At 40.2% G+C, this 15,687-nt stretch carries 13 protein-coding genes; 1 reads left to right on the top strand and 12 read right to left on the bottom strand.

Annotation, left to right across the window (positions count from 1 at the left end):
* Positions 1-115 precede the first annotated feature (115 nt).
* From DWW52_RS09785 to DWW52_RS09765, 5 genes are all read right to left on the bottom strand, one after another.
* A complete protein-coding gene (locus DWW52_RS09785) occupies positions 116-1,258 on the bottom strand; it encodes a FecR family protein (protein WP_118715313.1) in 1,143 nt (380 codons plus the stop codon).
* Between the two features lie 76 nt (positions 1,259-1,334).
* A complete protein-coding gene (locus DWW52_RS09780) occupies positions 1,335-1,916 on the bottom strand; it encodes an RNA polymerase sigma-70 factor (protein ID WP_118715312.1) in 582 nt (193 codons plus the stop codon).
* A 270-nt stretch (positions 1,917-2,186) separates the two neighbouring features.
* Positions 2,187-2,459 (bottom strand): zinc ribbon domain-containing protein, encoded by a 273-nt coding sequence (locus DWW52_RS09775; protein WP_118715311.1) that lies wholly within the window; start codon positions 2,457-2,459, stop codon positions 2,187-2,189.
* Positions 2,460-2,497: 38 nt separating this feature from the next.
* Positions 2,498-3,220 carry an MBL fold metallo-hydrolase gene (locus DWW52_RS09770; protein ID WP_118715310.1) on the bottom strand — a complete coding sequence of 241 codons (723 nt, stop codon included), beginning with the start codon at positions 3,218-3,220 and terminating at the stop codon, positions 2,498-2,500.
* Between the two features lie 88 nt (positions 3,221-3,308).
* Entirely contained in the window at positions 3,309-4,271 is a 963-nt protein-coding gene (locus tag DWW52_RS09765) for a hypothetical protein (protein ID WP_118715309.1), read from the bottom strand.
* A gap of 1,127 nt (positions 4,272-5,398) precedes the next feature.
* Here DWW52_RS09765 and DWW52_RS09760 point away from each other — a divergent pair.
* On the top strand, positions 5,399-6,832 hold the full coding sequence (locus DWW52_RS09760; protein ID WP_118715308.1) for a carbon starvation protein A: 1,434 nt from the start codon (positions 5,399-5,401) through the stop codon (positions 6,830-6,832).
* Positions 6,833-6,896: 64 nt separating this feature from the next.
* Here DWW52_RS09760 and DWW52_RS09755 read toward each other — a convergent pair whose 3' ends face one another.
* The 7 genes from DWW52_RS09755 to DWW52_RS09725 all read right to left on the bottom strand — a co-directional run bounded on the left by DWW52_RS09755 (position 6,897) and on the right by DWW52_RS09725 (position 15,658).
* Positions 6,897-8,120, bottom strand: coding sequence for a thioredoxin domain-containing protein (locus DWW52_RS09755; RefSeq protein WP_118715356.1), 1,224 nt, complete (start codon positions 8,118-8,120; stop codon positions 6,897-6,899).
* 33 nt (positions 8,121-8,153) lie between these two features.
* Entirely contained in the window at positions 8,154-8,645 is a 492-nt protein-coding gene (locus DWW52_RS09750; protein ID WP_118715307.1) for an SRPBCC family protein, read from the bottom strand.
* A gap of 118 nt (positions 8,646-8,763) precedes the next feature.
* Positions 8,764-9,942 carry a TlpA disulfide reductase family protein gene (locus DWW52_RS09745; protein ID WP_118715306.1) on the bottom strand — a complete coding sequence of 393 codons (1,179 nt, stop codon included), beginning with the start codon at positions 9,940-9,942 and terminating at the stop codon, positions 8,764-8,766.
* 39 nt (positions 9,943-9,981) lie between these two features.
* The gene (locus tag DWW52_RS09740; protein WP_158582549.1) at positions 9,982-11,868 is read right to left on the bottom strand and encodes a thioredoxin fold domain-containing protein; all 1,887 of its coding nucleotides are present in this window, start codon (positions 11,866-11,868) and stop codon (positions 9,982-9,984) included.
* A 60-nt stretch (positions 11,869-11,928) separates the two neighbouring features.
* A complete protein-coding gene (locus DWW52_RS09735) occupies positions 11,929-13,458 on the bottom strand; it encodes a PKD-like family lipoprotein (protein WP_118715304.1) in 1,530 nt (509 codons plus the stop codon).
* Between the two features lie 19 nt (positions 13,459-13,477).
* Positions 13,478-14,221, bottom strand: a complete 744-nt coding sequence (locus DWW52_RS09730; protein WP_158582548.1) for a DUF4843 domain-containing protein — start codon at positions 14,219-14,221, stop codon at positions 13,478-13,480.
* A 15-nt stretch (positions 14,222-14,236) separates the two neighbouring features.
* Positions 14,237-15,658 (bottom strand): RagB/SusD family nutrient uptake outer membrane protein, encoded by a 1,422-nt coding sequence (locus DWW52_RS09725; RefSeq protein WP_158582547.1) that lies wholly within the window; start codon positions 15,656-15,658, stop codon positions 14,237-14,239.
* Positions 15,659-15,687 lie beyond the last annotated feature (29 nt).

The raw sequence follows: 15,687 nt of genomic DNA, 5'->3' as shown, positions 1-15,687 counted from the left end.
ATTAGGTTTCTACATAAAAAATTCATAACTTTGTTTTTCAAGTTTAACATTAAAATTCCTTTGGCGAGGAGTTTTTAGACAGGGAGCATGTTGGCGCAAGCTTCCTGTTTTATTTTTAATTTCTACTTATATCTTTTACCGTGAGAATTCGTCCCTTCAGATCCAGACTTATTTTTTGAGTTTTTTCCAATATACTTATCACCTCATTTATAGAAGAACTACGTTTAAACCACGCCGAAAAATGATAATTCTTCACCTGTTGATTCATGTAAAATACATCGACATCATACCAACGGGCAAGCTCTTCCATTATATTCTCCAAACGACACTGGGAAAACGAAAAGACCCCGTTTCTCCAGGCCACTTGCTCTTCAACGTTAACTGTTCGGATACAAATCTCGCTCCCCTCCAACACCGCTTGTTGACCGGGTTTCAATTTATCAACTCGCCCCTTTCTTTCGATCTGCACTCCCCCTTCAACCAAAGTTGTTGCCAGATTCTCGTTCGAATAATTTCGAACATTAAATTGAGTGCCGGTTACCCGAACATTATAGTCGTTCATCTTCACGATAAAAGACTTTCCCGCATTTTTGGCAACCTCGAAATAGGCTTCTCCCTCTAATTCAACCCATCGCGTATCCCCCGAAAAAGCAACCGGATAACGAATATAACTATCCGAATTCAACCAAACCGTTGTCCCGTCAGACAAAGTTAATTTGTACTCTCCCCCGCGAGGTACCGTGACCGTATTATAAACTTCCTTCGTTTTCAGCGTATCGGCAACTTGTTTATATACTAATTCTTTATCCGGAAAATTAGAAATCGAGATTCCCTTTTCATTCACGTGCACGATCGTATCAGCAAGCACGACTTGCTGTCCGGTGGATAATGTCAATACCGCTTGTTTTTTACCGGGTTGTACCATGACATCCGCGAAAATGACCTTTTCCCGTTTACTTTCTCTGGTAAGTAAGAAAAATCCCACGCACAGGGGTAATACAACAAGTGCAGCATATTTTAATAATACCCGCATTCGGAAAATTTTTCGCACGGGACGTACTTTATTCCATGCTAACCCTTTATTGATCTTTTCCCCCGCTTGGGAAGCAATAAGCCCGGAACGAATCTTTATCAAATCCCGATAATATTCCTGATTAACCGGATTTTGATACCATTCTTCAAAACATTTCTCTTCATCTTTTGACAAATGTTCTTCAGAGAGTCGTTTTATTACTATTTCTTCTATATCTATTTCCATTATTTCTGCTTTATACCCTAAAGACAGGAGAAGAAATAAAACGAGTGGCTCAAAAAATAAAAAAATTAAAGATTAATTATTTTATACATGCTTTTTCCCTGTAATAGAGGGCAAAAAATAATACCGGATAAGAAATTTCTTTACGCGCTTCTTCCCGCAAAAAGGCGTATGCTTTTTTTACATGATCCTTCACCGTATTCAACGAAATCCCTAAAACACCCGCGATCTCGGCATAAGACTTAGAATCTATCACGCTCATTTCTAAAACTTTTCTACGTTTCTCGGGCAATTTTTCCAATAACTTCGCGATATCCTCGATGAATGATTCCGGATCACAATCATCATATTGAACCTCCTGTAACAAATAATGCTGCTTATATTTATCTACCACTTGCCGATGTTCAAGATAATTCAAACAACGATTCTTCACGCTAAATAATAAATATCCCCGAAGATTATCCACCCCCTTCAATTCTTCTCTTTTCTCCCACAAACGCACGAAAACTTCTTGAACGACATCTTCCGCGGCGTCAGCATCATTTATATAATAAACAGCACGTTGCACCATTCCAACATACAACAAATCAAACAAAGATTTGAATTCCTTCTCGTCCCCGTTTATTAAACGATCTTGATTTATTGGAATTTTCGATGTCATAAAATGAACGTTTAATAATATCTGAAATAGATTATTACGTTCAAGTTTGAGAGGAATTGTGCAAAATATAAATAACTAATTATTATACGTTTAAATAACATCGGTACGTGTGATATTATTTAAGAGTTTATTATTATTAAACGTTCATTTAATAATACAAATATAAGACTTTATTCCAACTATATTCGCCTTTATACACAATAATATATCCTCACTTCACACAAAACGAAGTGACAGATAAATACAATTATGTCGTTTTCAATTAGAAAGTCAACCCTTCCAGCGTTTCAACATCGGAAAGAATTTTTTCATTTCGGATCTCGCTTCCTCCTTCGTGTACGGACGCTCCATATCTTTATTAAATTCATCCAGGAATTCCAGACAATGATCAATCATCCCGTCCATCGTACAATCCTCGGTAAAAGCCCCGTCCTGATAGCAATAACTACAATATTCCTCGTTGGGAGTACCGTCAGCATTACTTCCGAATTGTTCCGCAGCCGTCATCTGCATCCCGCAACTCTGACAAAATTTCACTTTCATAGTATAGTTTTTAATTTGAAATGTCACAAATATAATGATTATTGTAATTGCCGGATTCGCACGTCTATTCCCGGAACGTCCTTCAAGGAAGATTTCAACTCCGCCACGTTCGTATCGCCATAGTGATAAGGATACAAAACCCGGGGATTTACCATTCGGGCCGCGTGATCCGCCTGGAGCACCGTCATCGTGTAGGGCTGATTAACTGGTAGAAAGGCTATATCAATATCTTTCAATTTTTGCATTTCCGGGATATCCTCCGTGTCTCCCGCGATATACACCCTTGTCCCCCCGAACGTCAGTACATAACCGTTATCCCGATCTTTCGGGTGATAAATCTCCCTACCGGGCGTCGTGTTGTAAGCCGGAACTGCATCCAACGTAAACCAACCCGCGGGTTGTAAACGGTCCCCGTTCTTCATGACAACTCCTTTGCCTAACTTTTTTTGAGAGTTAGCATTCGCGATAAGAATAGTGCCCTCTTTCTCCACGGCCGAGATAGCTTTCGGGTCCAGATGATCACCATGCTCGTGCGTGATCAGAATAACATCCGCTTTAGGCAATTTCGTGTAATCGGCATAATCGGAAACCGGATCCACATACATGATTTTCCCGTCGAACTCGAACATCAGGCTTCCATGTTTGATAAAAGTAATTTTCAACTCTTTCCCGTCTTTTGTTTTAAAAACGTCGGATTCAAATTTCCCCGTTCCAGTCATAATTCCCGTCATAATCAACAATACCGTTACTACTATTTTCATGATGATTTCAATTTAAAATGATAACAATCACCAGTTTGTCGATTTACGCCAAACTCCTATTCAAAGTTATATATTTTTTCTCAACAAATCACAAAGTCGAAACCAATTCCCGTTGTTTTTTGAAAAAATGGATACGCTGCAAATCACCGCTTTGCGATATCAACGTCGAGAAACGCTTCAATGATAAAATCCAGTTTTTCACGCTATCAAACGTCTTGTCATCCAACGAAGCGATCGCGTTTAACGTGAAAGCTTTAATCAAAGTCAAGTTACATTTCTGGGTCTGTATATATGAATAGGTCGTGTCAAAATTGATATTGGAAATATAAAAATGAATTCCGTTCCCGTTTTCCATCTTCCCCTTGGCAGCAAGTCGTTCTATATAATCCAAAAAATGGAACAATTCCTCTTTCAACTCCTGCACGTCATCATCGGAAATCAGATTCACGCTCGAAAAATACTTGATATCATTAATCAAATAAAGGAAAATCATGTTATCCCATATATAACAAGTATCTTTCACTCGTTGCGTTTCGATAACAAAATCTTTTTGAATATTCAACAAACGTTCCTGAATCGTGATCTCGTGTAAAGGTCGCACGGCATCTAACCCGTCATGTTGCGCCTTCCATTTAAACAAATAGAAACGAGCCAGAAACTTATAATTCAAATAAAGCGCTTGCGGAAGGATATTAGCCGAAGAGGCACACTCGGAATAAGAATTCGGTTCTATCGACCGGAAAACTCTCACGAAATCCTCCATCATCAAAAAATCAAGCTCTAACGGATTTATAAACTCCGTCAACTTCAACTGAAAAGGACGACTTTTCGGGGATACCGACTCGAATATCCCATCAATCGAAATATTCATCTCTTTCGAGATCATGGCAGTTTCCAACAACGTGAACGGAACATCTCCCCGTAGCCTCCGGTAGATCGCCTCCTTTCCGATACACAACATATTCCCCAAAACACTTGCCAGATTTTCTTCTTGTGGGATTTTCTCCCGAATCGCTTTCAACAAATTATCATGTAAAAATTCCTGTTTCATTTCATGTTATTCTTTAGTTACCCGCTAAAATCATCAACAAACCCAATCTCCACCATGTTATCAAAAAACGCTTCAGGATTTTTGCCGGACAGCATACTTCCGTCTTCGGATAGACATTTCGGACGAAAACATTGTATTCAGGCCTAAGATTGCCCCGTCTAAGATATATTTTTTTCTAAATAAATACAAACGGCATGATCTTTCGGCCCATATAAACTAACAAAATTCACACCAAAATAATCACAAAACGAATTTACCCGAATAAACCGTTTTTTCATTAAATAAAGCCACTGGTGCTTTTTGTTTCAAAAATCGAATCCCCGTAGTGTTACAAATCACGGCATATTCAATAATAGAAATAAAGAAATAACGACCATTCCTATTTAGAACTGATCCAGATAAAATTCCTCTCGTATTTCTATCCGAATTACCAAACCTCTATCTAATTTTGTTACATTCAAAAGTAGAACAAAAATGATTAAATTTACATAACAATGATCTATCACATTACCTACGGCCACATCCAATTCCACATCCAGAAATAACCCGGATAACACGAGGGAATTAATTCCTCCTGTTGAAACAGGTTATACCAATATCGTGTCCCTTGGCCGGGCGATCAGTTCCAGAGCAACCTCAACTACCTACACACAGCCTGACTGATCGCCATTTTTTTATTTCAACGCGAACCCGAAAAACGCAATCCTTTGAAATATTGCCAATCACACGCGGCAAACCGGTTTCACTCCAGCTCCCCAACATGTCGCTAGTAATCTACACCAGTTCGGTCTAAGCAAGTAGAATTGTAAGGGCGTGTTTAAATATGAATCCGTCATTAATGCTTGGTGACTACCTGATGAGTACCGTCATGAAGCTTATAGATACTTTATAGAAAGCTTATATGAAGCTTATTTATTATAAGCTTCATAAAGTATATATATAAATGATTTATTATTTTATTATAGGTAGTGATCAAGTACTCATAACCTATTCACTACACATTCATTATTTAACAGCACATTTACAATAAATCATATTTCATAGAACTGATGTCATTTTACGAGAATCCGAAAATCATATATACCACATTTTTTATAACTTTGTGATCGTGCGAAAAATTTAAACAAATGGTAACATTCATTATTTCTATCGGTTTATTAATCGTTGCTTATTTCACTTATGGGAAATTCGTTGAACGATTCTTCGGAGCCTCATCGGCAAACGCAACTCCTGTAAAACGTCTGGAAGACGGGGTTGATTACCACGAATTGAAACCCTGGCGTATTTTCGTCATCCAATTTTTAAACATTGCCGGCCTGGGACCGATTTTCGGGGCCATCCTCGGAGCCGCCTACGGGCCAATGGCATATTTATGGATCGTGATCGGCTGTATCTTCATGGGTGCCACCCACGATTATTTTTCCGGTATGCTCTCCATTCGCCACGACGGGACAAGCCTTCCCGATATTGTTGGGAAATACCTTGGAAACAACGTTCGTAAATTCATGACCTTTTTCACCGGATTCCTGTTGCTAGCCGTGGGAGTTTCTTTCGTGAACGGCCCGGCAGATCTGCTCGGGAACCTGACTAACATGAGCATGACCCCGTGGTTGTATATCATCTTCGCCTATTATATCCTTGCCACGTTATTACCTATCGACAAAATCATCGGAAAGATTTATCCATTCATGGGAATGGCCTTGATATTCATGGCTCTCGCCGTGGGCGGATACCTCCTTTACGGTGGATTTTCCGGAAAACTCTATTTGGAAGAGTTGACATTCGACGCCATGAGAAACATGCACGCTGACCCGACAAACAATATTCTTTTCCCCATGCTGTTCATCGTGATCTCCTGCGGGGCTATTTCCGGCTTCCATGCCACCCAATCTCCCATGATGGCACGTTGCATGGCAGACGAGAAATACGGGAGACCCATTTTCTACGGGGCCATGATTTCGGAAGGTATTGTTGCCATGATCTGGGCCACGGCGGCCATGGCTTTCTTCGGGGGAGCCGAAGGATTGAATGAGGCGGCCGCCACCGGTAAAACACCCGCCATCATCGTGGATGCCATCTGCAACACTTGGCTAGGACGCTTCGGAGCGATTATCGCCATCATCGGGGTTGTCGTTTGCCCGATCACTTCCGGGGACACGGCCTTCCGCAGCATGAGACTGATCATTGCCGACGCCTTGAGATTTAACCAGAAACCGATCAGAAACCGTTTGATGGTGTCCATTCCCATATTCGTCATTGCCTACTTGCTCTGTAACGTGGACTTCTCCACGATCTGGAAATACGTGGGGATCGGGAATCAGGTCTTGGCAACCATTACCTTATGGACAGCCGCCACCTATCTGGCTAAAAAAGGTAAAGCCCACTGGATGATGTCCATCCCCGCCACCTTCCTCAGCATCGTGTGCGCGACCTACTTCCTGATCGCCCCCTACAAAGTGGGAGGATTATTCCTTTCGCCCTCTATCAGTTACCCGGTTGGAGCCATCGTGGGAATAGGCCTCTTCATCCTTTTCATCACGAAAATTGCTAAAAACAAATAATCAAAATAAAAAGCAGTCTGCAAGATAAACCGCAGACTGCTTTCTACACACAAAAAAACCATTATCAATTCATACGAATCGCTCTAACTGCTTTACCTCCACTTCTCTTCTCCCCCTCCTTATTATATTTTTCTTCTTCCATCTTGGCTTTGTCTGCACCCAGCGTATCGCCATTTTTCGTCAATAGGCGAGCCTTTGAATTCATCAAGTTGGCTTTTGCGAAATAATCTTTTGTCTGTGCACATCTTGCATCAATCCAATCAATTCCTTCCTGCACCAAAGCTTTATCATCACATCCCGTCAACGCTTCAATATTATTCTGGAAATACATTTGTTCTCCCCCGTTTCTGAACACGTTATATTTAAATGCCTCTCGCATGCTGTTCAACATACCTTTATAATCCCCTTTCCGAACATATTCAGCCGTGTACAGGGTTGCCAAAGCTCCTGGAACAAAAGCATAATCCAAAGATTGGAGAAGTTTAATCAACTCGGCATTTCTAGCCTCGTCAAACTCTCCACGCTCCGGACGCCAAAGCGAGATTCCCACCACGGCTCCCCTGATTGTCATTTCTATTTTATAGTCCACGACTTCTTTACCAGCCACTTCATAGAAACGTTCAACATTAGCTAAAACTTGACGCATCGGTTTTGACAACGGATCGTTTACGTTCTTTTTGATCAGATCCCAATTATCTTTCGTGACGATTTCATCATCCGATAACGCATTCAGATATTCGGCCGCCACGGCACCCTGTTTCTCTTGCATGTAAGCAGAAGCCAAAGCATTCAGGTAACGACTTAACAAATCAACATTACGTTCCCCGGCATCATAGCGTTTTGTCAACCCGCTCAGGTTATTCTGGGGATCTTTAGCAATCTTTCCGCCTTCCATCAACCATTCGGCAGAACCGGCTCCCACCATCTTGTGTACCACTTGTTCCGTTTTCGGATCAACAAAAACCAAGGTCGGGAATGCTTTTATTTCAAAGGCATCTTTCAACTTCACGCCATCCGCATCTTTCTCCATATCATACTTCACGTTCACGAAATCCGCGTTAAACTGATTTCCCACGTTTTCAAGAGTGAAAACTTGTGATGAAAGCATCTTGCATGGGCCACACCAAGAAGTGTAACAGTCAATAAATATCAACTTCTTCTCCTTTTTCGCTTTCTTCAATACTTTCTTCCACTCTTTCGTCTGCTCGAAACGAATACCTTTTTCCTGAGCTTGAGAACCTAAAATAATTCCGGCCAATAACATGACCAATAAACACATTTTCTTCATTACATACAATATTAGATCAAACATCCATTCTTACTAGAACTTTTTCTTCAAGCCTGCAACAATATCATCAAATTCTTTGGTGATACCTTCCTTGAATTCGGGCGAGAGTTCATCAAATCCGAAATAAATAGACAAGGTTACCTCGCATTTTTTGCTCCCCTTCGATTTAACTTCAAAAGCATAAACCCATTGTTTATCCCCGGCATAATCGGATTTCGTTACAAAGTAACAAATTTTGAAGTTATCATAGTCAATCACGCTGATATATTGACTTCTTTTTTTACCAGCCTTCGTTGTCAATTCAATTTTAGCATTCAACGCTTTTTCCTCGCAAGTGAATTCTTGCACGCCCGAAAACTTCTTGTAATTTCCCGGTTCGGAAAGATAATCCCACACTTTCTGCGCGTTAGCGTTCAACACAACTTTCTTTTCAACGGCTGGTGGAATCTTTTTTGCCGCGGTCATCTGCGCGGAAGCCAATCCCGACATACAGCACATCAATACAAAACAAAGCAATAATCTCATATCTTACATTTTTAAATCTATTTCAAAAGAAGTAGGGAGATGCATGCAAAGAACTGTGTGATAAGAAGAAGCATTTACTCCCAACCTTACACGACATCCCCCTATCTCTTTGATATGCTTACATTCCCATGGCAGGCATAGCCACGCTTTTCTTTTTCCCGCTAACTAATTCGGCCAACTTGTCGGTCAAAGCTTTACCTCTTAAATTCTTGGCAACGATACGACCTTCTTTGTCGATCACCAGAATATAAGGAATACCGGAGAACTGATATTGTTTCATCACGTCTTTTCCGGCTTTCGGGGCGCATACTTGCGGCCAAGCCATATTCTCTTCCTTCATGGCCTTTTTCCAAGCGGCATTGTCCTTGTCGATAGAAACACTAAAGAAAGCCACGCCCTTATCACTGTATTCTTTGTAAGCCTCTTTCAAGTGAGGAATCTCCGCCCGACACGGTCCACACCAAGAAGCCCAGAAATCCAACACCAAAATCTTCCCCTTGAAATCCTGAGGTCCTAGATTCTTTTTCCCGTCAGGTGTCGGGAATGAAAACTCGGGAGCAACCTTACCTTCTGCCAAACGCTCTTTTTGAGCCTTAGCCTCGGCCATGTCTTTTTTGTATTTCAACAAAGGCGCATAATTCGGATTGATTTTCTCCAAACGGGCGATTACTTGTTCCACCAATTCGGCATCTTCCTCTCCCCGCAACATGGGCAACACGGCTAACACGCTACTCCGATCAGCATAATGCTCGGCCAGAAATCTCATTCTTGCTCTTGACTCATCACCTAACATCGTGTAAAACTTCCCGGACACCTCTTGTTTTGCCTGATCATCAATTCCCGGAATACGATACACACCTTGAGAAATTCCGATCATCAATTGATATCCCCGGTAGCCATCCCAATTCATCAGGTTCATCACCTCATTTTTCGGCCCACCATTGATATAAACGTAAGGAGGATTCTTTATTTTAATCTTGGCCGTATCCTCTCCCCGGAAATTAATTTCCAGATCCTCATCTTCCGCCCAGAAAGACACGGACTGCCATTTTTGACAATCCAACGTGTAAACACCCGGTTTGTCTACTTTCATCTTAAACTCGTACGTCCCGTCCGGTTTTACCTTGCATGAATCAAGGATAATCTTGTCAAATCCTTGACGCTCCACGATCTCCATGTTGAAACGATCATACGGGAATTTTACTTTTCCCTTGATCGTTATGGTTTTTTGAGCAAAAACTGTACTTGTACTAATCAACATACAAACTACAAACAATAATCTTAACATCTTTCTCATAAATATTATTTTAATTCATTCAAATCCATTATTTTCAATTTACTGAGCATCCGCTTTCAAATCTTTTGCGATTCTCTCAAAGTAAGTTTTATACGACATCATATTCCTCTTCCCCTCTGTTTCTTTTTTAGCCGCTTCAGCCGCAGCATCATCAAACCATTTAGCAGCCAATAATCTCAATACCTTATCCTTACACTGCTTATTTACTCGCAAACCCCAATTATAAAGCAACAGATCAGAAACACCACCTTTTTTAAGACGCTCCGTACCTATTTCTATATAAGTTTTCCAATCCCCTATTTTTTCGGCATTAGTCATTTCCGCGTTAATCACAATATCCTCTCTCCCCTCAACTTTGGCTTTTTCCATTCTCTTCACGTAACGTTTAAAGCCCTTTTTATCCAATTCCATCTGATCCCCGACCTTATTTACAAATTCATTTGCACCCAGAGACCACACTCCTTGAATTTTACGTTTTACATCTCTTTCCCCGTAAATAGAATAGAATTCATCCCGATGTTCATACACGTATTGGAATATATCTGAATCGACATCATTCACATACTTGACAAACATATCCCAGTATTTTTTTTCTTTCAGGTTATTTTTATCCAATGTAGCAAAATACTCCAGACTAACTTTTTCAGCTTCATCTCTTAAATCGGCATTCCCCAAGAAAACCAAATAAGCTTGTATTAATTCCGGTTCCCGGTTACCATTTTGATACTCTGCTTGAGTATACGCCAAGCCTTTCCCTTCCAAAGCAATCTGAGCTTGTTCCATCAATTCTTTCATTCCCGGAGCGCCAACCAAACAATGCACAACTTCTCCTTTCCCATTTATAAAATTCAATGTGGGGTAAGCTTTCACGTTAAAACGATTTTTCAATTCCTTACCTTCCCCTTTCTCCATATCCATTTTCAGATTCACGAAATGCTCGTTGAAGAAATTCGCCACATCCGGATCGGTAAATACTGTTTTTGCCAATTGTTTGCAAGGACCACACCAAGAAGTATAACAATCCATAAAGATCAACTTATTCTCTTGTTGAGCTTGCTTTAAAGCCTGTTGCCAATCACCTTCGATAAATTCGATCCCCTTTGCTTTTTTCAAAGCCATCTCTCCATAACCGATAAATTCATCCCCTTCGGTATATCCTCCGGCCGAATACACGACCTTACCGTCACCGTTAATAAACAGAAAGGCCGGATAACCACTGGTTCCATACTTCTCCGCTAATTCTTTTTCCTTTCCAAAATGTATCTTCAAATTAATAAAATTCTGGTTATAGAAATCAGCAACCTTATTCAACGAGAATACATTTTTCACCATCAACATACAAGGTTGACAATAATCCGTGTAAGCATCAATAAAAATCAAACGATTTTCTTTCTTGGCTTTCTCCATAGCCTCCTTCAATCCAATTTCCTCAAACTGAATAGAACGGTTATTACTTCTTTTCTCCTCTGCCGCTTTCACAGCCTTCTCGCCTGCCGGCAAGAACAATTCCGGTTTCTGAGCTAACAAATAAGGACTAATAACACCCAGGATATCGCCATTAGGCATAAAGAAACCGTATGTCGGATACATATTCATCATCAATTTCGGAGCAAAAGCCTTCCCTGCCTCGGTGTTCATATTAATATGAATAGCAATAACATGTTGATTACAAAAATCCATAATACCAGGGTTAGCAAATAGCTTTTGTTCAGCCTGATCTTGTTTCTTCTGATCCTCTGGTGTTCTCCCCGGTCTCATGGCATCGACCAACACAATTTTGCCCTCTTTTTCGGCCTGTTCCGCGGCTTGCTCCCAGGTCAAATTTTTAAAAATCGATTTAGACTTCTGCGCATTCACGGGTAACGCAAATATTAGCAATAAGCTAACAATACCAAACCATACCTTGATGTTTCTGATTTTTCTCATTTCCATTCATCTTATTAATATTCATGGAGAGAATCAACTCTCCATGAATCTAATCCTATATTACTTAAATAACACGTCGACAATTTTTCCGAACTGACCAAAAGATTGTATACTACTCAGATCAAGTGTTCCACTTACCTCGTTAAAGTTTACCAAATAGACTTTCCCCTCCGTACCATTCCACGTTCCAACGATAAGAGTCTTACCATTTTGAACATGATTATTTTGTTTAAAGACTTTCAAATAAGTAATTGTTTCTCCTGCTGCCGGAAAATCTGCAATTGGATTAGCCTTATTGGCAGACTCCGTGTAATTGTATTGATACAATTTATCGCCAGCCGCATAATAACATACTTTTCCCAAATTTCCGAAAGTAAATAACGTGCTATTCGTCACCCCGGGACAATTATTCATGTTATAAATAGCGACAGCTTTGGCCGGTGTCGGATTCTCATCCGAAGAAGCCTCCGTGAAATTCGCCACGTACAAATAATAATTGGAAGTTCCCTCGTCATTGAACACAGCATAAGTTTCGTTATCCATCCCGCTCCCCAAGTAAACCAACTCTTTATTAACCTTATTTATGTTCCACACTGCATCCGAAGGCAGATTCAAGAATTCTTTCACGGAACTCCGAGCGGCTCCCAAGAAACGGTGTTGAGACTTATCAAAAATAACAGAAGTATAAGTACTTGTATTTACTTCTGCAATAAACGGAGCAGCATCATAAACGGGTCCTGTAACCTCACCAAAAGTTTTCGCCCCTCCCATAGCCATGTGATCCACGTAATAAAGCAGACCATCATTGATAAATAATTCCGTCGGACCATTTGTACTTCGAGCAAAACATGCCGGATCAGGAATTATACCTAAAGAGAAGGTAAATAAATCACCAAAACCCTCCGTGATACTTTCAAACGTGTTAAAATTCAACTTATAACTATTTGAATTTTTAGCGAAAACATAGACTCCATTCAACACCGAACTACCGGAAAGTCCTAAACAACGGCCATCTACTATTTTTTCTCCGTCATTCACTTGCGAGAATATATTATACAAAGCACCTTCATCTTCTGGATTCAGGTTCGTAATCAGACGAGCACTCTTGATCAAATTCAAATCGTACTCTCCATCCCGTTCGTCCAACACACATAATCCGCTGGTCAACTCGGACTCTACTTTAATTTTACACGTCCAGTAATATTTCACATCCACACTTTTATCTTCCACGGTCAGTGTCAAATAATAAGAATCGGGAGCATTATAAATAACCTCATTAAACACCGGAGTTGTTGCCAAAGGTTTAATTGTATCAAATCTATTTTTATCCGCATCCAAAACCGGATTCGTCGGGTATAATCTCCAAGAATAACTCAAATCCTCCTTATTACCCGCATAATTAATTTTAGGATCCACCAGTAAAGTCTGGAATTGATAAGCAATTTTCTCACCCGAGATATTCAATCCGGTTGTATCAATTTCCAATCCGGGCAACTCTTTATAATCATAATTACCCTTGTCATCATAACAACCCCATAGTCCTGTTACTAAGAACACAAGACACCAAACAATATTTCTCATTTTGTTCATAATCTTCGTCTTTTAATCATTAATCCGGAAATGTCACCCGTTCATTATTTTCATCCATCATGGGGCCATTAACGGCCTCCCACTTCTCCAATTCTTTCTTCAACAATTTCTTAGCAGGCACAAATTTGGCTTTATCATACATGAATCCCCATACATTCCAAACAGAAAAATCATAGATTCCAAGTACCTCATATACAAATTTATATTTAACCCGGCTACACTTCCCAAAGCAATCTTCAATACTTAAGTAGAATGACCCGTCCTTCATCCAATTCTCATCTCCAATCCATACCGTGGGAACATCATCTGTAACACTAATGTAAAGTGTGGGATACAGACCCACCTCAAAATCATCAGAACTTTTCAGATTTATCCGGAAAGATTTGGCAGCCTTCATTAAATCCGGGTCACGCAAAACCTTCAATGGAATCGTACACCGGATATCATTTGCAGGCATAATAATTTTCTCCGGTAACTCGTACGTTTTACCCGCTTCGGCATTATTACTGCTAACCACCTCTATAGCAACCTCCCGGTCGTAATCTTTCGGGTACCCCATGACATATAATTTCATGTCAATATCCATAACGTCTCCTTCGTAAAAACCTAAAGAAACCTCTATCGTATCTTTCGTCAAATTCATTTGTCTCAAATCCACATTGATACGCTCTGCATCCGAATAGGCCGCAATATTTTCTTTCTGGCAGGCAGAGAATACTCCCAATACCCCCAAAAGAACAAATATCATATATTTCCTTTTCATGATTCTCATTTTAAATTATTTACCAAACTCTAACTCAGTTTCCGGTTTCGGGAACACGTATTTTACCTCTTTGTTATTCAAAGAAGAAGTTCCTTTTCTTTTGTGATAGAAAAATAATTGTCCTTCACAAATGAACTCTCTCTGGAACTCTTTCAATATCTCGTCTTCCACGTTTACTTCCGACGGCTTCAATAAATTACTAGCTTCATAACCGCGAGCAGCAAGCACCGTGTTCAACCAACCTACAGCGGTTGTCGGCTCTGCTTTATCACATTCAGCCATGATATAATACATTTCGCTCAAACGAATCATCGGCATCCGATCCCGTTTAGGATACACGGTTCCAACTCCGGCCACGAATTTTCCATTATACTGGGCTAATTTCATCGGCAAATTAGCAATATCATCAAAAGCATACGATCTGTATTCAGAAACCGGGAATAATTCGGAAGTAGGAATTCTCACCATTAGAGGTTTATCAGTTGAGGTAAAATAACCTTTAATATTATCAATCAACTTTTTGTTATTCAAGGCGAAAAGATGCTCTGAAGCAAAAGTACGATCTCTCATCTCCTTGTCCGCAGTCACGTCATCGCTTTTTACCCACGGGAACTTCTCTTGTTCATCATGGGCCTTGATCACTAACATTGCTTTCTTCCGAGCTTCCGTGGTATTTCCAACATACATGTATACTCGGGCCATTAAACCTTGAACGGCATAATAATTCAAATGATATTGACGATTTAACAAGTATCCGTGATCATCATCAGTTGAAACCTCACGTCCCGTCAAAATCGGATCTTTAGCCAAACATTCCGCTGCCGCTTCCAAGTCCACAATCACGTTATCAATCACCTGTTTCGGAGATACAGACTTTGTTACCAATTTTGAAATCTCGGATATATAGGGAATCCCGTCTTCATCCGATGTACTAATTCCATTTTTACAGAACAATCGTAACAGATCAAAATGAACGTAAGCACGAATAGCCAGAGCCTCTCCTTTTATAATCTGCTGATTATCCCCGGTAAACACGTTCTTTTCATCAACATATTTCAGAATATTGTTAGCATAAGCGATCGTCTTGTACATATTACTCCACATTGTATCCACTCTCGGACGGATACTAGTGGATTCATAATCATAATTTACAGCATCATAATAAGTATGGCTATTATCCTCTGCTGTAATATTCCATTGCTGAGCAACAGCATCCAACATACCGAATGTCAACTCCCTCCCATACAGGCCTGTTGCATTCATTGAAGTATAAACCCCAGCCAATGCTTCTTTAAAACCATCTTGCGTTTTAAACAAATCCTCGGCCTCCACTTCTGTTTTGGGCTTAACATCCAGCCAACTATCACAAGACGTCATGGCAAATAAAGCCAAACATATTCCCGTGATAAATCTATATTTTAATATTCTCTGTTTCATAAATCCCATTTTTCTTTTATTTCCTCACG

This window comes from Odoribacter sp. AF15-53 (assembly GCF_003479425.1).
GTDB lineage: Bacteria > Bacteroidota > Bacteroidia > Bacteroidales > Marinifilaceae > Butyricimonas.
This window is presented reverse-complemented; position numbering and strand designations above follow the sequence as displayed.